We start from the raw sequence: 18,886 nt of genomic DNA on the forward strand, positions 1-18,886 counted from the left end.
GGACGGACAAGCCATCCATGACGTTGTAGCTCGTCTGGAAGCGCCTGGAGCGCAGGGCGATGGCCTTGCGCAGGGGCTCGGCGGCTTCACCGAGGGAGGGCCAGTCCTCGTCCCGCCAGGGGCCGAGCGCCTGGAGGTAGCGGTCGAAGTAGCTCTGCCCGGCCCCGTCCGGAATGTCCGAGCGCTGGGCCCAGCGCAGGCCGCGTTCCACCAGCGCGGCGGCCGCGGCCCTGTCCGGGGCAGCCGCCGAGAGCTGGGAGCGGCTCCAGGCCACATCCGCCTCCCACTGCGCCTCCAGGGCACCGCGCAGGGTGGCGAGCAACCGTGGCACGAGCGCTGGCGGGTGGCGCACGCGCACGCAGAGTTGGAGGACTTCAGCGGCGCTGGAGGGAGGCGCACGGGGCTCGATGTCGAAAGCGCCCGCCGCCGCGCCATCCCCGAAGAGGCGCGAGGCGAGCTCCTCCCGCGAGGCGTACCCAGGCACCCAGAGCAGCTCGGGCCGCTCCGGGTCCACCTGCACGGGGAAGGAAGCCTCCTGGGCCGAGAGGAATGTGAGCGCGCCGTTCTCCCCATCCTCGGGCATGTCCTCCCGCTCCGTTTCAACCCACTCGTCCTCCAGCCACTCAGGTGGAATGTCCTCCAGGGGTGGGAGGCGCCAGGTGCGCTCCAGGGCGGGCGTGTCCCGATAGTCCCAGCCCCACTCAAAGGTGAGGGTGAGCATGGCCCCGGCGCCCATGCCCTCCGGGACGTCTACTTCCACCTCTTCCCGGCCTGGCTCGCGGCTCACCACCCGGGGCAGCGGTGCTGGAGGGTGTCCCTCGAGCGGGTCCACCCGCAGCCGCTTGTCCTCCCCCCAATTCAGCTCGCCCGCGGCGATGACTTCCTCGCCTGCCTTCACCACGAGTCGGCCGGGATCCACCACCCGGAGGGAGAGCGCGCCTTCCTTCCAATCTTCCAGACGGGGACCGCGGGCTCCCCCGCGCATATGTGCGTCGGCCGAGAGCGTCACCCCAACCCGTCTCGGCTCCTCGCCGGCCGCGCTCATGCTGACCACGAGGCAGCTTGCGAGCACGAGGACCTGGAGTGCCCTGGCAGGCAAAGCCACCCGTGCCGGGTGCGGCCGTGTGCACGCGGTGGACGCATCACCTCGACGGGTGGACATGCCGCACCTCCTCACCTGTACCATGCGGGGGCCGCCTGAAACGGCAACCGCCCGGGAACATAGCCCGGGGCACGGGTCCGTCTTCAGCCCTCTGGAGGCTCCTCCCCGCGCGTCACCCGCTCCACCAGGGATGGGTAATCCAGCTTCAACACCTGACATATCCGCTGGAGCGTGGGCTCGGTGGGGATCATCCCCGCGCGCTCGATCCGGCCGTACACCCCCGTGAAGACGTCACTCGCCTCGGCCACCTGCTGCTGGGTGAGCCCCGCATTGACCCGGGTGGCGCGCAACCAGCGGGCCAGTTGGGGCAGATATCGGGTGGGAACGGGAATCGAGGACATGGGCGGCGCTCCGGTGAAGGGACCCGCCGAGGTTAGCACGCGGAAGAAGACCTGTTGAGTCTTCCCTCACGGAAAAGTCACCCCCGAGAGGGTGACCGTCCGGGTCATGCCCGCGTCCCACAGCTCGAGCACGTAGGGGCCAGAGGCCGCGCGCCCGGGCCGCTCCCCCTCCACCAGCACACGGTCCTCCTTGCCCGGCCCGAGTGGCCCCGGCACCCACACCGCCAGGTCCCACCGCGCGCCCTCCCCCACGAGCTGCGCGTGCGTGGGCGTCCACGGTTTGGACCCCTCGTTCCACAGCCTCAGCTCCACCGCCAGCCGTGTCACCTCGGACTCCTTCTCCCCGCCCGTGGCGCGGTAGCTCACCGCGTGCTCCACGTGGAAGGCTTCTCCGGGGCGCGGGGTGACCTCCTCGGTGATGACCTTGGAGCGGATGCCCTCCTCCCCCATCTGCCGCAAGACGAGCAGGCCGATGATCCCCCGGGGCGCCTCCCGCTCCGCGCGCTCGCGTGCCAACTGCGTCTGGCACTGCTGGTGCTTCGCCTCCGTCTCCTCCGCCTGTTGCCGGTACGAGTCGCACGGGCGCAGCTCCCGGTACACCTCCACCTGCGCTTCGGCCCGCGGAGACACCACCAGCGTGAAATCCGCGCTCGTGGGCGTGGCGCCATCCGCGAAGCGCACCGTCAGCCGCAACCGCTGGCCCGTCTTCAGCTCGTCCGAGGGCAGCAGGTTGAGCATGCGCCCGTCCTCCGACAACGACACCTGGAGGAAACGCTCCCGCTCCTCCACCACGACGCCCCCACTGCGCACGGGCATGTTGAAGAGCAGCGCGAGGGCGCGATGGGGGCTGATGAGCACCTCCCGGGCCTCACCGGCCGTGTCCGCCGTCACCGTGAAGCGCGGCGCGCCCGACATGTCCCAGGAGGCCATGGCGGGCTGGGCGGGGGTGGGAAGGCCCGGGTGGAGCAGCAGCAGCAACAGAACGGTGGTGGAGCATGGAACGGGCATGACGGGGGAACCTCCGAAGTGGACACGCTAGCAGAGACTTCTGACGTTGGCCCCGCCCTTCTCGCACTCCCGCCGCGCGCGGTGTCCCGTTACTGGAAGCGCTCCACCGGACTGATTTTCACCGAGGAGAAGATGATGGCGGCGTCCGGAGTGCTTCCAGGCTTCATCACCACACCCCGCTGGCCGTCCACCGAGGCGTCGTAGAGGTCGAAGCAGACGGAGTACGTCAGACCGTCGGGGGTCCGCGCCTGCGTGAAGCGCCCGTAGACACGCCCCTCGCCGAAGAGGAGCTGCCCGGTGTACACGGTTCTCGCTGGGAGCTTCCGAAGCGGCTGGCCCATGGTGAGCGTGACCACCTGCCCCGGGTGCACGGTGATGCGCTGACTGATGACGAGCCTTCCGTCGATGAGGAAGACCGCGCCGAGCTTTCCCCCAAAACCCTCGAACCCCAACACCCGCGTCATCGTCTCCACGGAACCCGCGGGGCACTCGGCGGGCGGAGGCACACGGGGGGCGGGCGCCGTGGGGCGCAACTGGGGCTCGGGGCTGGCGCAGGCGAGCTGACCCGCAGCCCACACCAGGGTGCATGTCTTCGCGGCGGTGTCGAGCAGCGAGCCCTGCTCGCGCCGCGGTTTGCGCTGGGGGGTGGAAGCCTGCTGAAGAGTCCTCACGCGCGTGCCATCCTTCCGGGGCGTCGCCAGGGCGACGGGCGCGGGGGTTGCGGCCTTCTCGGGCGCCGCGCCTCCGTCACCTTCCAGCGGCCCGGCCCCTCCCGCCACTTCCTGGCCGGTTTCCGTCACCCGTCGCATGCGGTCGCCGGACGTCACCTGGGAAGTGGGGACCGGCCACCACCAGAGCCATACCATCCATCCCAGCACCAACGCGGCGGCCCCCCAGGCCAGCGCGCGCCAGGACACGGGCCGTGCTCGCGGCGATGACGGGAAGTCCTCCGCCTTCGCGTCCCCCTCCGCTCCCGGTGGCGGCTCCTCCGGGGAGCGCGACAGCGTAGACGCCTCCGCCAGGGGCTCGGGCCGGCCCCGCCGAGGGAAGCGCCGCGCGTACTCCAGCAGCCGCCGCGCCTTCTCCCGCATGTCACCCCAATCCAGCCACGCCTCCTGGGGCGTGGAGGCATCCTCCGGGCTCCACTGCTCGCACAGCGGCACGTCCCAGGTGGCATCCGCCTCCGCCAGCACCGCCTCCAGCGCCGCCTCCACGGCCCCGGCCTCCGGGAAGCGCGCCTCGGACGACTTCTCGAGCATGCGCAGGCACAGCTCGCTCAGCGCCCGGGGCACGCGCGGGTTGAGCACGTGCGGCGGCGGGGGCTCGTGCTTCAGGATGAGGTCCGCCAGCGCGCCCTCGTCGGGCACCTCCGTGTCGAAGGGGTAGCTGCCCGTGAGCAGCCAGTAGAGGACGACGCCCAGCGCCCACAGGTCATCCGTGGTCCTCGCCGGGGAGTGCTCTCCGGCCCGCTCGCGCCGGAAGCGCAGGGCCTCGGGGCTGCGGTAGTGCCGGGTGCCCGGCAGCCCCAGGGGGTTGGTGATTTCGGGCGCACCCACGTACGTGCCCACCCCGAAGTCCACCAGCACCGGCCGCCCCTCCTTGTCCACCAGCACGTTGCTGCCCTTGATGTCCCGGTGCACCACACCGGCCGCGTGCACCCGCGCGAGCAGCCGCGCCACCCACCGCACCATGTCCGCCACCTGCCTCGCGGTGGGATTCCGTGTCCGGGCCCAGGCATACAGCGAGCGCCCCCGCACATACGGGGTGACGAGGTAGAGGAAGCGCGGGGCCTCGTGCGGCCACAACCCGTGGCACTCCACCGCCAGGCCGCCCACGCGCCGCAACCGCAGCCGCACCTCCAGCTCCCGCCACGCCCAGTCCGGAGAGTCCAGCGGCAGGAACTTGAGGGCGTATAGCCGCCCCGCGCGGCGCGCCCGGTACACCGTGCCCTGTCCGCCCTCGCCCAGCCGCCGCTCCAACCGGTAGCCGTCCACCACCGTCCCGAGCCCGGGGGGCCCTGCCTCCTCCCACTCCCGCTCGGCCCACCGCGGCCACTTCCCCGCCCACCGCCGCCCGGCTGAAAACCGCTCCTCCATGGCCTCGCTCATAAGTACGTGACCTCCCTGGTGGGTCAGTCTAACATGACCGCGCATGATGGGCTGGCGCGCACTCGAGCCCAGGCACGCAGGGCCAGGACCCCGACACCGGACGCGCACTCGTTGACGTCAACGAGTGCGGACATGAGAGGCATGGAGCGAGTACCCGCCCGCCCGGGAGGCACGCGCCCGGCCAGCCATGGCCTGAAGGGCGGGGGCAGTCCAACTTCGAGACAGAAGGTACCGCTCATGATCCCCGACTCCATCCAGCACTATCTCCAGCAGCAGCACGTGCCCTTTCTTCGCCACTGGCATCCGCGCGCGGTGACGGCGCAGGAGCTGGCCCAGGCGCTCCACGTGACGGGCTACCGCGTGGCCAAGTCCGTCATCGTCGAGGCCGACGGGCGGTTGTGCATCTGCCTCATTCCCGCGGCGGACACCCTGGACCTGGAGAAGGTCCGCCAGGTGCTCGGCGCGCGGGAGGCCCGGCTGGCCAGCGAGGGCGCGTTCGCGAACCGCTTCCCCGAATGCGAGCTGGGCGCGGAGCCGCCCTTCGGCCACCTCTATGAGCTGCCGGTGCTCATGGACGAGGGACTCGGCGTGGCGGAGGACCTGCTGCTGCGCGCGGGCTCCCACGAGGAGGCGCTCGAGGTGAGCGTCGAGGACTTCATCGGCCTCGAGTCACCGAGGATGGCCGCCATCACCCACGGGCACGCGGGGCATCAGCCGGTGCATCACGACATGCACCCGTGAGCCGCCGGGCTCAGGGCTGCTCGCCCTCCGCCGTCCCCATGTCCTCCTCCGCGCCCAGGGCCCGAAGGAGCATGGAATCCTTCGCGCCCGAGCCCCCACGCGCCCGGCTCCGCTCCTCCACACGCTGGCGCTCCGCCGCCTCCAGACGCGCCACCCACGCCTCCCCTTCCCCTCGCTGCGCCTCGGGCAGCAGCAACAGGCCCTCGCGCACCGCCCGCGCCGCGGCGTCGAACTGGTGCAGCGACTCGTGCAGCCCCGCCACCTTGAACCAGAGACTCCCACTCGGCTGCATGCGCACCGCGGACTTCCAGGACTCCAGCGCCCGCGCGCGCAACCCCTCCCGCTCGTAGCTGGAGCCCTCGAGCATGTAGAGCTGGGCGCGCTGCGCGTCGTTGGACACGAAGGGATTCACCTGCTGGAGCGACTCCCTCGCGCGCCGGGTCAACCCCAGCGCCACCTGCAGCCGCGCGAGCGCGAAGGCCCGCTCCACGTTGCCCGGAAACCGGGTCCCCACCGCCTCCAGCACCGCGAGCGCCTCGTCCCCACGGCCCAACGCCTGGAGCACGTCCGCGCGCAACAGGTACGAGGAGAGCGCGTCCGGAGCCCTCCGTGACACCTCGGCGCTCGCCGCCTCGGCCTCCGCCAGCTCGTGCCGCTCCAGCCGCACCCGGGCCTCGCGCTCCCAGAGCCGCACCGCCTCGGGCGCCGCGTCGAAGCGCTCGCGCGCCCAGGCCAGCCAGGGAAGGAGCACCTCCCGATGCCCCGCGCGCTGGAGCTGGGCGGCGAAGGTCTCCACGTGCCGCGCCGTGTCCGGCGTGAGCGCCCGCAGCTCCTCGAGGGTCCGCGCCCGCACGAGCGCCTCGCTCCACATCAGCGCATGGTCCCCCGCCTCGAAGGCCAGCCGGTACTCGAGGAAGGCCTGGGTGCGCTGCCCCAACGAGAGCAGGGCCCGCGCGGCCACGCGGTGGGCCCACGCATCCACCGGATTCAGGAAGAGCGCACGGTTGGCGAAGGCGAGTGCCCCGGCCGCTTCCGCACGCCCCGCGTTCGCATGGGCCAGGCCCATCAGGTCCTGCAGGGCATGGTCCGCCGGGTGCCGGTCGATGAGGGCGAGCCCCCGGGCGCGCACCTCGGAGAGCGGGGCCCGCGTGGTGACGAGCGCACCGAGCTCCGCCTCCGCCCTGTCCAGCGTGCTCCAGCCGGGAACCAGCGCCACCAGGGCCACCCCGGTGAGCACCCCGCCCACCGCGAGCACACGCAGGGGCGCATGGCCACGAGGGGCCTCGGCACGCGTCCGCTCCTCGGGGCGGGCCACGCTGGCCAGCGCCACCCAGGCCGCCACGGCGCTCGCGGGCAGCTCCAGGCTGAAGTCGAAGAGCTCATGCAGCCCGAGCGCCGCCACTCCCGCGAGCACCGCCCGCTCCGCCGCGCCCAGCCCCTCCCGGCGCGACAACCGGACGAAGCCCCACAGCATCACGGCGAGCAGCAACAGCCCGGGCACGCCGAACTCCGTGGCGAGCTGCAACACCGCGTTCTCCGGGTGCGTCGAGGTGTTGATGACGGGCCGCGTCTGGTAGCGGGGGAAGACGGACTCGAAGGCGCCGCGTCCCAGGCCGAGCGGGTAGGCCCTCGCCACCGAGGCCAGCACCGGCCACTGCTGGAGCTTGCTCTGGCGCAGCTCCTCCACGCTGTCCGCCGTCTCCAGCTCGGCCGCGAGGTGCTCGGAGGCCAGCAGTCCGCCCACCGCGAGCACCGCGAGGAGACACAGCAGCACCCGGGCGCCCCGGCGCCACGAGCGGGCCCACGGGAGCGCGAAGGCGAGCATCCCGAAGACGAAGAAGACGATGCCCCCGCGCGAGAGGGACAGCAGCACGCCCGTCCCGCCCAGCACCGAGGCCAGCACATGGGGCACCGCGCGCGTCCGCCCCTCGCTGGAGAGCGCGAGCCCCAGGGACACGGTGGCCGACAACCCGAGGAAGGCCGCGAGGTGGTTGGGGTTGCCGAAGGGCGTGACGAGCGGCGGCCGCGCGTGGACGAAGGCGATGACGCCGAAGAGGCTGTCGAGTCCGAGCAGCGCGTGCAGCAGGCCCAGCACGGCGATGGCCGCGCCCGTGAAGCCGAGCGTGCTCAACAGCCGGCGGCGCGCGCGTCCGGAGCGGCACACCTGCACCGCGGCGACGAAGGTGAGCAGGTACGCCAGGTGCCGGGCCAGCTCGCGCCAGGTGGCCGGCGGGTCCATCGACAGGGGCCGCGGGCCGTCCAGCCCCAGGGGCACGAGGACGAAGTCGCGCAGCCCGGCCGCCTCGGGACTGAGCACGGCGAGCAATCCCGGCGGCAACGGGACGAGCTGCAGCGCGCACAGGAGCGCCCCCGCGCCCAGGGGCAGCGCGAGCAGGGGCAGGTGCAGGGAGCGCTGCTGTCTCCACGCCCCCACACACGCCAGCACGAAGGCGAGTCCCGAGAGCACCACCAGCGGCCCGTGCACCCACGTGGGCGCGCTCCCGAGCGACAGGGGCAACACCGCCAGCAGCAACGCCAGCACGGCCTCGGCCCCGAGGGAATACCGGGACGTGCGCGAGCGGGAGTGGGACACGGAGGCCATGGACGGCTCCCGAGTATGGCACGGGTCCAGCGGGTCGCCCGGACTCCCCGCCCGCCTGAGCGCCAGGGCCGCACGGAGGCCGCGGGGCTCGGTGAGCAGCCGGAGAAGCGACCATCCGACCTTCCGGCCGCCATTGCTTGCATCCAGGACGCCTTCTGGCATCTTCGCCCACCCCATGCGCCGCGCCACCGCCCTCACCCTGCTCTGCTCCGCCCTGCTCGCCCTCGCCGGTTGCAAGAGTCCGTGCCGGCAACTGTCGGAGCGGCTCTGCGACTGCGTCGAAGCCTTCCAGCGCGACGACTGCATCCAGGCGGTGGCGGACCGCGAGCGGAGCCTCGAGCCGACCGACGAGGATCTCGCCGCCTGTGAGGAGCGGCTGGACACCTGCAAGATCGACGCGAACGATCGCAAGACGTGCGACCTGCTCCTGACGGACGAGGGCAAGGCCGCCTGCGGTCTGGCGCGCTGAACCCGGTCCTCCTGGCGAGGAGCCCGGCGGCTGCCTGAGCGCCCGCCTGTCTTGTCGCATTCCCGGAACGTCACCGATCCAGGACGGCATCGAGGTGTGCGCGGTGCTGCCCGCCTCCCTGGAGGAATCGGGCGACAAGTACCCGGTGCGGTGGGTGGACGTGGAGCCCCCGCGAAGCTCCGGGACGCGCGCTCCCGATGAGGAAGAGCGCGGTCCCTGGCTGCACTGAGACTACTTCCGGCCCAGGCCCATGTACGTGAAGCCCAGCTCGCGCATGCGCGACGGGTCGTAGATGTTGCGGCCATCGAAGATGACCGGGCTCTTCATCAGCGCCTTCATGCGCTCGAAGTCCGGGTGGCGGAACTCGTTCCACTCGGTGACGACGAAGAGCGCGTCCGCGCCCTCCAGCGCCTCGTAGGGCACCGTCGTGTAGCGGATGCGGTCTCCCAGCACGCGGCGCGCGGTGCGCTCGGCCACCGGATCATGCGCCGCCACCTTCGCGCCCTTGGCCAGCAGGCCCTCGATGACCTCCACCGACGGCGCCTCGCGCATGTCGTCCGTCTTCGGCTTGAAGGCCAGGCCCCACACCGCGAACGTGCGCCCCTCCAGCGAGCCGAAGTGCTTCAGCGCCTTCTGCACCAGCACCTTCTTCTGCCGCTCGTTGGTGCGCTCCACCGCGCGCAACAGATCCAACTCCATCCCCAGCTCGCGGCCCTTGGCCACCAGCGCCTTCACGTCCTTGGGGAAGCAGCTGCCGCCGTAGCCCACGCCCGGGAAGAGGAACGGGTAGCCGATGCGCTTGTCCGCGCCCATGCCCTTGCGCACGAAGTCCACGTCCGCGCCCACGCGCTCGCACAGCGCGGCGATGTCGTTCATGAACGAGATGCGCGTGGCCAGCATCGCGTTGGCCGCGTACTTCGTCAGCTCGGCCGAGCGCGTGTCCATGTAGAGGATGGGGTTCTCCGTGCGCACGAACGGCGCGTACAGCTGGCCCATCACCTTGCGCGCCCGCTCGGACTCCGCGCCAATCACCACCCGGTCCGGCTTGAGGAAGTCATCCAGCGCCGCGCCCTCCTTGAGGAACTCGGGGTTGGAGACGACGTCGAACTCCACCTCCGTCACCCGGGAGATGACCTCGCGCACCTTGTCCGCGGTGCCCACCGGCACGGTGCTCTTGTCCACCACCACCGTGTACTGCCGCATGGCCCGGCCCACCTGCTCCGCCGCCGCCAGCACGTACTGCAGGTCCGCCTCGCCGCTCTCGCCCTCGGGCGTGCCCACCGCGATGAACACCACCTGCGAGCGCGCCACCGCCGGCGCCAGCTCCGTGGTGAAGCTCAACCGCCGGTCCCGCGTGTTCTTGCGGATGAGCTCCTCGAGCCCCGGCTCGTAGATGGGGACTTCCCCCTGCTGCAGCTGGGAAATCTTCCGCGCGTCGATATCCACGCAGACGACGTCGTTCCCCGAGTCCGCGAAGCAGGTGCCCGCGACCAGTCCCACGTAGCCGGTTCCAATGATGGCGATGTGCATGAGCGTCCTGGCTGTCAGCAGCCGGGTACGCTCTTACCCGGGAGTGGCCTCGCGGGGGAAGGGGCGAGTGGCAGCCGGCCCCTCGTCTCACTGCCCGGTCAGCAACCGGCGCAGCCGCTCCGAGCCCCGCACATGGCTCATCTTCCCCGGCACGCTCGCCGGCTGGACGACCAGGCGTTCCAACAGCTCGCGCGTGGCGCGGCGCAGCGGCGGCAGGGCGGGCTCGAGCGCCTCGGCCGTCTGGGGGAAGAGCCCCGACACGATGGACAGCGAGGTGTAGAGGGCGCGCTCCAGCTTCCACGCCTTCGCCCGCTCCAGCAGCACCGCCACGTCCACGGGGCGCGAGTACACGCCGCCCATCGCCTTCGCCCCCGTCATCAGCTCGCGCAGGTCCACGAAGGACAGCCAGGGCACCTGGTAGCCCTCGCGCGCCTGCTCCAGGCACACCAGCAGCACCGCGTCCTCCAGGTCCGGGCGGAACAGGGAGGGGCCGTACATCTTCATGGGCTTCGCACGATCGAAGAGGCCCTGCACCTCGGCACGGCGGCTGGTGCCGAGCACGTCGGCGTAGAGGTGGATGGCGGTGCGGCCATCCGACAGCACCTTGACCGCGCCGTGGGCGGGCGCATCGGGCTCGGGGCGGAACTCGTGCTGGGCGAGGTAGCCCGCGAAGCCGTCCACGTCCATGCGCCGCAGCAACAGCTGAATTTCCAACACGGGGCGGAAGGCCACGTGCGGGTAGAGCGTGTCGGCGAAGGCCGCCGCGCCGATGAGGAGCAGCTTGCGGCCCTCCAGCTCGTCCACGCAGCGCTTGAAGTTGACGAGCTTCATCACGTTGTCGTTGACGGAGCCCGAGTAGATGCTGAGCAGCTGATCCCTCACCCACTCCGGCGCATCCGCTCCGGGCATGCGGTACTGGAGGTTGTAGGAAGCCAGCGGCGCCAGACCCTGGGCGATGGCCCAGTCCACGTACTCCTCCCAGGGAGCTCCACGCAGCGAGACACGGGGCGGGTCGAAGGAGGCGAGGACGCGAAGGGTGTCGAGGAGGCTGGTGGCCATGTCGCCGCAGCTTTAACGACTCCCGCGTACATGACGCAATCGGAAGCCGCACCCCCTGTCACATCGCCACCGCGGAGACGGGGTTGTCCGGATATGGAACGGCGCTGTCCGGATACGGACGGACAGGGGAGCCCCGCGCCCGGCGGTCTCCTGCCCGCTGGGAATGGGGGCGGGCTGGCACGAGTTCGGCATGTCTTTTCCGGACATGAGCCAACCGCCCTCTTCACTCCCCGCTCCGCAGGCCGAAGCCCGCCCCGTCGACGCCAGCGAGCGGCTCGCCCTGCTCGACGTGCTGCGCGGCTTCGCGCTGTGCGGCGTCTTCGTCTCCAACGTCCACATGTGGTTCTCCGGCCGCGCCTACATGACGCGAGCGCAGATGGAAGCCGCCATGGCCTCGGCCACCTGGGTGGACCACACCCTCATGTACACCCTGGGGCTCCTCGTCAACGGCAAGTTCATCACCATCTTCTCGTTCCTCTTCGGCCTGGGCTTCTCGGTGCAGATGATGCGGGCCGAGGCGCGTGGCGCCGCCATCGCCCCGCTCTACAGACGGCGGTTGGTGATGATGTTCCTCATCGGCTGCGTGCACCTGTTCGGGCTCTGGCTCGGCGACATCCTCACCACGTACGCGACCATCGGCTTCGCGCTGCTGCTGTTCCGCGAGCGCCAGGACAAGACGCTGCTCATCTGGGCCGCGCTCCTCATCTTCATCTGCATGCCCGTGGTGAGCGCCGCCATGAAGTACGTGCCCATGCTGCTGAGCGGTGGAGCGGAGGCGGGGCCCGAGGCGGCCAAGGCGGCCATGGAGCGCGGCAACCAGCTCCGGGCCGAGACGATGCAGGCCTTCTCGAGTGGCACCTACGTGGAGATGGTGCGCGCCAACGCGCGCCACTTCTTCGGCCAGTTCCTCCCGGGTCTCGCGGGCTTCCTGCTGCCCATCCTCGGCCGCTTCCTGCTCGGGCTCATCGCCGGGCGGCGGCGCCTCTTCCACGACGCGCCCCAGCACCTGGCGTTCTTCCGCAAGCTGCTGCGCTGGAGCCTGGGCATGGCGGGGATCGGCAGCATCTTCGGAATGGGGGTGCAGTACATGATGCGCCAGAAGATGCTGGAGCCCCAGTCGCCGTGGATGATGTTCCTGAGCCCGGTGCGGCAGCTCAACGAGATGGGGCTCGCCGCCGTCTACGTCGCGGGCCTGGTGCTGCTCTTCCAGCGCGAGGCGTGGCAGCGGCGGCTGATGGTGCTCGCCCCGGTGGGCCGCATGGCGCTGACGAACTACCTGAGCCAGACGGTCATCAGCCTGTTCATCTATTACGGCTTCGGCCTGGGACTCATGGGGAAGATCAGCCCCGGGGCGAGCATCGCGCTCACGCTGGTCATCTTCGCGGTGCAGGTGGTGCTCAGCCACTGGTGGCTGGGACGCTTCCGCTTCGGCCCCGCCGAGTGGGTGTGGCGCTCGCTGACGTACGGCAAGGCTCAGCCGATGCGCCAGCCCGTGGCTCCAACCAGTGCGGCCGTCACGGCCGTCTGACGCTCACACGGGAGAAGAGGCGCGGCACGGCCGCCTGGGAGGCTTGACGTCTCTGGGTGGCCGGAAGTTGGCTGCGCGCGCCATCCGCTCGTTCCTGGGCATCTACTGCAACCACTCTATCACCCTCTCCGGTGACGTGTTCCAGCTCAGCCCGGCCGCGCCCGGCGCGCCGAAGGTGACGAGCGTTTCCCTGTCGCAGTAGTCGGGCCTACTTCAAAAGGAGGCTAGTCGCAGGTGTATCCTACATTCCGCACATCGCGAAGCTGCTTTCGTACTGATTTCAGATGCGGCTCAATCAGGGCAGGCCTCAAATAATCGCGCCTCCGCTTGAAGCTCGAAGCTCGTTGATGGAAGGGACTTCATGGGAGCCTCCTCTCGGGCTCCTCCAATCTCGCGCAATCTCGCTGATGTTCTAGAGCTGCCTGTTTCTGAGCACTCCTGGGTGGATGTTCACCCATCATGTATCCACTGAAGAGGTCCCAGGCGAGCACTACCGCCGCATGCGGTACCTGTCCAATCCCTCCGTCAATGAGCGACCCAGCCCTCGTTCTGCGCCCTGAGGGCGGGCCAGGAGTAGAGGTGTATCCAAGAACAGCCTTGCCCCACCTCTGAAGTCGCCCCATCATCCTGACGTGCGAAGGACGGTTGACAACCACGGGCCTGGTACCTCCTCTGATGCCGATGAACCAGGTCTGGAGTCAAAGGTGGTGGGGGCGCTGCCCATCATCAACCATTTCCTTGAGTTGGCGGGGGTGGACGAGGCCCTCCAGCGCTTTCTGCCCCAGCCAGGCTCTCGCGACCGGCTGGCGCCCGCGGTAGGAGTGGGCATCCTGCTGCGCAACCTTCTGGTAGCCCGCGAGCCGCTGTACAGCCTGCGGGACTGGTGTCGTCGGGTCGAGGGCTCCCTCCTGGGACTACCTGGCAGCGGGGCGGAACTGCTCAACGATGATCGGCTCGGCAGGTGCCTGGACAAGTTGTTCGAGGCAGACCGTGCCGCGCTCATGACGGCGGCTGTCGTCCAGGCCGCGCGGAGCTTTGAGCTCAATCTCGAGGAGTTGCACAACGACAGCACGACCGTCACGTTGTCCGGGGAGTACGCAGACGCCAAGGGGCAGCGGAGGAATGGAAAGCCTACCCATCGCATTGTCCACGGCTACAACAAGGACCACCGGCCCGACTTGAAGCAGTTGCTCTACCTGCTGACGACCACGGCGGAGGGGGCCGTTCCAATCTGGTGCAGCGTCGAGCACGGGAACACCACCGACGACAAGACGCACATCGGCACATGGAGTGTCCTGCGTGAGCTGGTGGGAAGACCCGACTTTCTGTACGTAGCGGACTCAAAGCTGTGTACTCGTGAAAACATGGACCACATTGCCCGTCACGGGGGGCGGTTCATCACGGTGCTGCCACGGACCCGGGGGGAGATACAGTCCTTTCGTTCCTGGCAGGAGAAGTTCGGCGTCGAGTGGGTAGAGGTTCTACGTCGCCCCAACTCGAGACTGAAGGACGGTCCGGATGATGTATTCAAGGCCTATGAGTCACAATTCCCATCCGATGAAGGCTATCGGATTGTGTGGATATGGAGCTCACAGAAGGCCGAGTGGGACGGGCTGTCCCGGCGGCGGCGGGTGGCGCGGGCGACCGAGGAACTGCAGAACCTGGCGACACGGATACAAGCGCCCCGCTCACGAGTCAAAGACGCCGTGCATGCTCAGGAGTTGGTCAAGGGCATTCTGGCTCGCACCCGGACCGAGGAGTTGATAAACGTCGCGGTCGAAGTCCAAGAAGAAGAACGCTTCAAACAAGCAGCCCCTGGCCGGCCAGGAAAGCAGACCATCTATGTGCGAGTGCCACGGGAGAAGCTGCAACTGCACTGGAGCACTCAAGCCGCGGCGCTGGAGCTCGAGCAGGCGATGGACGGCATCTTCCCCCTCGTGCTCAACGACCGGCATATGACACTGAAGGATGTCCTGCTGGCATACAAGCATCAGCCTCGGCTGGAGAGACGCTTCGAGCAACTCAAATCCGTCCTGGATGTGATGCCCGTCTTCCTCAAGAGTCCAAGTCGAATCGAAGCACTTCTCTTCCTGTACTTCCTCGCGCTTCTCGTCTACTCGCTCATTGAACTTCAGCTTCGACGCCAGATGGCCGCCGAAGGCCTTGCTGACTTGCCACTCTACCCAGAGGAAAGAGCGTGCGAACGCCCCACTGCGGATAGAGTCCTGCACCTCTTTGGAGACGTGCGCTGCCATCGACTTCGGAGCCCGTCGGATGGGTCCTGCCGGATTTTCAAGGACAAGCTGACTCAAAGACAGGCCGTCATCCTCCAGATGCTCGGAATGCCACCGTCCCGCTACTTCACAGGGATTCAAGAGGTGCCGCGAAAATCATGAGTCGAAAATCCATGGGAAATCAGCTCCTCGATGTGCGGAAAGTAGGATATGGTCCTCATCAACCCCGAGTTCCACTTGCAACCGAGTCTGCACATGCTTCTCCTTGACAAAAACATTGACGATCTCGTCCGTATGGAACGGTTGCTCACCGACACCACCGAGGCCGACTGGGTCCAGGCTGCGGCAATGTGTGAGCCAATGCGCTATTGGAAGCCGTACCGCCAACCAACCTGACACATACACATCGTCCACCGATAGCCATTACCAGGAGTACAGCCCATGCACGCAAGCGGACATGCGATCATCACGCAAGCGAGCTTAAATCAGGCACAGGCCCAAAGCTTCCGGGCCGATCAATCCCCACCGGCCCAGAGCTGTCCACGTACTCTTGTCCTTGGCGCATTCTTCGACGGCTCAGGCAATAACATGTACCGCGATTACACCGGAGCGCTCGGGGCCGGCAGTGAAACCAACGTCGCCAGACTCTTCCGCGCATACCAGGATCACGACGATGCAGAGAAAATCCGCGAAAAGATTTATGTAGTCGGGGTCGGCGCAATGGACGCAGAAGCCGGCAGTGATCTCGTTGCGGAAATGGGCTCGAAGAAAGAGAAGCGCATAGCCCAAAGACTCATGGCAGAGGAATTTGCTCGTCAGATCCCTTTCGCTGGCGATGTCGGAGGCTTAGCCTCTGGGCTCGGAGGAAGGGAGCGGCTCATCATCGCGTATCGCTGGGCAAGGAGTTGGTGCACAGCCACCTGCGCTGACACGAAGAAAATCATCGACATCTATGGATTTAGCCGCGGGGCTGCAATGGCCCGCACCTTCGTCAAGCTTATCAACATGGGCTTACGGCGCGAGATCCCCAACCTATCCGTGAGATTCCTTGGAATCTTTGATACCGTGGGGTCATTCGGCATTCCTGGTGACGATGTCGACGTCGGACAAAACATGGGTATTACCCAAGGTGACGTCGGTGATGCACGGCATTTCACTGCCAGGCACGAGATCCGCCAGAATTTCCCGCTAACTGCACTTGAACTCGGTCATCGCGAGTACGCGGGAGTTCACTCGGACGTAGGTGGTGGGTATGCGGCGATGGAAGGAAAAACCACCAATCACCTCGCGTTTGTCCCGCTCAATGACATGCATCAAGCCAGCATGAATAACGGGGTCGAACTCAACACGTTGGCGTTCCCGGCTGGAGTTAGTATTGAGCAAATTCGAGCTGATTCCGAGAAGTACTTTCCAGCTGGCGAGATTGTCTTCGACCCGAATAGCAAATACGCTCATGAGCGCACTCAGTTCTACGAACGCTATATACACACCTCGCATAGCATGTTGCACCCAGCCCATTACCCTGAGCCGAGTCGCCAGCGCCGAATCTTTCCCAACCCACCAGTAAAGCCTTTTCGTAGGTTGCCGCCAGAATATGAATGGGTGGAGTAAAACCTACAAGGCGAGCACCGCGCGCAAGAGAACAAAAAGAAGGTCGGGCGAGCCCCCTTCAGAACATCCACAGATCCGGCAAGCAAAGGACAGCGTTCAGGCTGCACACTTCAGGGTGCATCCGCTGACGTCCACATTGAAGACAACAGCAACTGCGCCAAGTGAGGCCTATTGCGACCGGATGACTCTCAGAAGCCAGACATCTTGGAGAGAATCTCCTTCATGACCTCGGAGGTCCCGCCGCCGATGGTGATGAGGCGGATGTCTCGCCAGGCCCGCGCGATGTGCGTCTCCTCGATGTAGCCCATGCCGCCGAAGAACTGCTGGACGTCGTAGGCCACCTTCTGCGCCAGGTCTCCCGCGAACAGCTTCGCCATGGAGATCTCCCGCACCGGGTTCTCCTTCGCGTCGAACAGCGCCACCGCGTGGTACGTCAGCCGCTTGGCCGCCTCGATGGCCGCCATGTGCTCCACCAGCTTGTGCCGCCACACCTGGAAGCCCAAGAGCGGCCTGCCGAAGGCCTGCCGCTCCTTGCCGTACTCGAGCGCGTCTTCGATCATCCGCTCCATCCCGCCCACCGCCGAGATGGCTCCCACCAGGCGCTCGCCCTGGAAGTTCGTCATGATGTGGTAGAAGCCCTGGTTCTCCTCGCCCAGCACGTAGCGGCGCGGAATCCGGCAGTCCTCGAAGTAGAGGATCGCCGTGTCCGAGGACAGGTTGCCCACCTTGTCGAGCTTCTTGGACACCGAGAAGCCCTTCACGTCCGTGGGGAACGTCACCAGGGAAATCCCCCCGTACCCCGGCCCGCCCGTGCGCACGGCCAGCGTGAGGAAGTCCGCCCGCGTGCCGTTCGTGATCCACATCTTCGAGCCGTTGATGACGTAGTCATCCCCGTCCACGCGCGCCGTCGTCTGCATGTTCGCCACGTCCGAGCCCGCCCCCGGCTCGCTCACGCCCAGCGCGGCGATCTTCTCGCCCGCCAGCGCCGGGGCGAGGAACTCCCGCTTCTGCTCGTCCGTGCCGATCTCGTTGATGATCGGCGTGGCCATCTGGCTCTGCACCAGCAGCGCCATGCCCACCCCCGCGTTGCGGCTGCGCGTCAGCTCCTCGGTGAAGGCCGTCACGTACCAGTAGTCCAGCCCGCTGCCGCCGTACTGGGGATCATGGTTGATGCCGAAGAAGCCCAGCTCGCCACACTTCTGGAAGATCTCCCGGGGGAAGATGCCCGCCCGGTCCCACTCCAGCGCGTGCGGCGTCAGCTCCTTCTCCACGAACGTACGCACCGTCTTGCGGAAGGCCTCATGCTCCTCGGTGAACGGGTTCAGCATGGTCGCTGTGGCTCCTCGGGATGATTGATGGGTGAGTCGATAGTACAAGGGTCGTCCTCGCGGACAAGGACACTCATGACTTCTGTCACCCTCGCGTTGCTCGCGCTCCTGTCGGCCACTCCGGCCGCACGCCCCTCGGCCGAGGAGGTGCTCCGCACGCAGTGCCGCACCTGGGCCGCGGATCCGAAGAACCCCTGGGCGCTCGCTCATGGAATCGCCGCCGAGGGCCGCGCCTTCAAGGCCCGCGATGGCCGCCGCGCCGCGGACGTCATCGTCTCGGACTTCCTCCACCGCGAGGGCCCGGACCTCCGCTTCGACGCCTTCGCCGCCGACGGCACGCCCGTGGAGCCCCACCCCCACCTCCTCGTGAAGACGCTGCTGCTCGCGGGCGTCCCGGCCTCCCAGTCCTTCCGCGCACAGGGAGGCCCCGTCACCCTCGGCGCGCTCGTGGAGGACCTGAAGCGCGACTTCCGCCGCGACGCCGCCCTGTCGCCCCATGGCGCCTGGACGCTCGATGCCCTCTCCCACGCCCTGCCCCCGGGCGCCACCTTCACCACCGGCGCGGGCGAGACGGTGCGCCTCGACGCGGTGATGGACGAGGCGCTCGCCCTGCTCGAGCGGGAGCAGGCGGAGCTGCTGGCGGGAATGAAGGCCGGGCTGCCCCAGGTGCCCAAGCGCAAGCAGGGCATCTACGCGCACCCCTGTGGCGGGCTGCACCTCTTCCAGGCCGTCGCCAGCCACGCACGCCACCCCGCCGTGCGCAAGGCCTGGGGCCCCCGGCTCGACACCCAGGTGGACGTGCTCGTGTACCGGCTCGGCTCCGAGTCCCGTCAGTACGACGCCGCCCTCACCTCCGCGCCTGCCGCGTACCGCCTCCCCGTGCTCGTACAGATGGTGAAGTTCCACGGGCACTTCCTGGAGACGCTCGGCCGCTACCGCGAGGAGACGGGCTGGAAGCCCACGCCCGAGCAGTCCCAGGCGGTGGAACAGGCCCGCGCGCTGCTCGATGGCGCGGTGCGTCGACTCGAGGCCTCCGGTGCCTTCCGCGACATGGAGTCCGTGAAGGCGGCGCAGTACCAGCTCTACCTGGACCTCATCGGCGATGCCTGCCACGCCGCCCACGGGCTGAGCTACTGGAGGAACCACCCGGGAGGTTGATACAAAC

16 protein-coding genes are annotated in these 18,886 nt (G+C 68.3%); 8 read left to right on the forward strand and 8 right to left on the reverse strand.

The features are described 5' to 3' along the window. The 4 genes from AC16DP_RS06825 to AC16DP_RS06840 all read right to left on the reverse strand — a co-directional run. Positions 1-1,009 (reverse strand): hypothetical protein (locus tag AC16DP_RS06825; protein WP_483956654.1); only part of this gene is annotated, 1,009 nt, incomplete at its 3' end. 236 nt (positions 1,010-1,245) lie between these two features. After that, a complete protein-coding gene (locus AC16DP_RS06830) occupies positions 1,246-1,503 on the reverse strand; it encodes a helix-turn-helix domain-containing protein (RefSeq protein WP_329728190.1) in 258 nt (85 codons plus the stop codon). Positions 1,504-1,569: 66 nt separating this feature from the next. After that, positions 1,570-2,511 (reverse strand): DUF2381 family protein, encoded by a 942-nt coding sequence (locus AC16DP_RS06835; protein ID WP_329728191.1) that lies wholly within the window; start codon positions 2,509-2,511, stop codon positions 1,570-1,572. 89 nt (positions 2,512-2,600) lie between these two features. Beyond that, positions 2,601-4,619, reverse strand: a complete 2,019-nt coding sequence (locus tag AC16DP_RS06840) for a serine/threonine-protein kinase (RefSeq protein ID WP_329728192.1) — start codon at positions 4,617-4,619, stop codon at positions 2,601-2,603. Positions 4,620-4,856: 237 nt separating this feature from the next. Between AC16DP_RS06840 and AC16DP_RS06845 the strand changes: the two genes are divergently transcribed. Further along, positions 4,857-5,360, forward strand: a complete 504-nt coding sequence (locus tag AC16DP_RS06845; protein WP_329728193.1) for an aminoacyl-tRNA deacylase — start codon at positions 4,857-4,859, stop codon at positions 5,358-5,360. Positions 5,361-5,370: 10 nt separating this feature from the next. Here the strand turns inward: AC16DP_RS06845 and AC16DP_RS06850 are convergent, their stop codons facing one another. Continuing rightward, complete coding sequence (locus tag AC16DP_RS06850) at positions 5,371-7,962, reverse strand: O-antigen ligase family protein (protein ID WP_329728194.1); 2,592 nt, start codon at positions 7,960-7,962, stop codon at positions 5,371-5,373. Between the two features lie 91 nt (positions 7,963-8,053). Between AC16DP_RS06850 and AC16DP_RS06855 the strand changes: the two genes are divergently transcribed. Beyond that, entirely contained in the window at positions 8,054-8,431 is a 378-nt protein-coding gene (locus AC16DP_RS06855; protein WP_329728195.1) for a hypothetical protein, read from the forward strand. A 231-nt stretch (positions 8,432-8,662) separates the two neighbouring features. Here AC16DP_RS06855 and AC16DP_RS06860 read toward each other — a convergent pair whose 3' ends face one another. Together AC16DP_RS06860 and AC16DP_RS06865 are read right to left on the reverse strand one after the other, a co-directional pair. Continuing rightward, a complete protein-coding gene (locus AC16DP_RS06860; RefSeq protein WP_329728196.1) occupies positions 8,663-9,961 on the reverse strand; it encodes a UDP-glucose dehydrogenase family protein in 1,299 nt (432 codons plus the stop codon). A gap of 87 nt (positions 9,962-10,048) precedes the next feature. Continuing rightward, complete coding sequence (locus tag AC16DP_RS06865; protein ID WP_329728197.1) at positions 10,049-11,020, reverse strand: nucleotidyltransferase family protein; 972 nt, start codon at positions 11,018-11,020, stop codon at positions 10,049-10,051. 190 nt (positions 11,021-11,210) lie between these two features. On the opposite strand from AC16DP_RS06865, the gene AC16DP_RS06870 reads away from it, so the two are divergent. The 5 genes from AC16DP_RS06870 (at position 11,211) to AC16DP_RS06890 (ending at position 16,393) form a co-directional block, all read left to right on the forward strand. After that, positions 11,211-12,548 carry a DUF418 domain-containing protein gene (locus tag AC16DP_RS06870; RefSeq protein WP_329728198.1) on the forward strand — a complete coding sequence of 446 codons (1,338 nt, stop codon included), beginning with the start codon at positions 11,211-11,213 and terminating at the stop codon, positions 12,546-12,548. Positions 12,549-12,615: 67 nt separating this feature from the next. Further along, on the forward strand, positions 12,616-12,750 hold the full coding sequence (locus AC16DP_RS06875) for a hypothetical protein (protein WP_329728199.1): 135 nt from the start codon (positions 12,616-12,618) through the stop codon (positions 12,748-12,750). Between the two features lie 502 nt (positions 12,751-13,252). Further along, on the forward strand, positions 13,253-14,944 hold the full coding sequence (locus tag AC16DP_RS06880; protein ID WP_329728200.1) for an IS1634 family transposase: 1,692 nt from the start codon (positions 13,253-13,255) through the stop codon (positions 14,942-14,944). 48 nt (positions 14,945-14,992) lie between these two features. Then, entirely contained in the window at positions 14,993-15,178 is a 186-nt protein-coding gene (locus tag AC16DP_RS06885) for a hypothetical protein (protein WP_329728201.1), read from the forward strand. A gap of 45 nt (positions 15,179-15,223) precedes the next feature. After that, the gene (locus AC16DP_RS06890; protein WP_329728202.1) at positions 15,224-16,393 is read left to right on the forward strand and encodes a DUF2235 domain-containing protein; all 1,170 of its coding nucleotides are present in this window, start codon (positions 15,224-15,226) and stop codon (positions 16,391-16,393) included. Between the two features lie 188 nt (positions 16,394-16,581). On the opposite strand, the gene AC16DP_RS06895 is transcribed toward AC16DP_RS06890, so the two are convergent. Next, positions 16,582-17,721, reverse strand: a complete 1,140-nt coding sequence (locus tag AC16DP_RS06895; protein WP_329728203.1) for an acyl-CoA dehydrogenase family protein — start codon at positions 17,719-17,721, stop codon at positions 16,582-16,584. 75 nt (positions 17,722-17,796) lie between these two features. On the opposite strand from AC16DP_RS06895, the gene AC16DP_RS06900 reads away from it, so the two are divergent. After that, on the forward strand, positions 17,797-18,879 hold the full coding sequence (locus tag AC16DP_RS06900) for a hypothetical protein (protein WP_329728204.1): 1,083 nt from the start codon (positions 17,797-17,799) through the stop codon (positions 18,877-18,879). Positions 18,880-18,886: the final 7 nt, after the last annotated feature.

The organism is Archangium sp. (genome assembly GCF_057119385.1).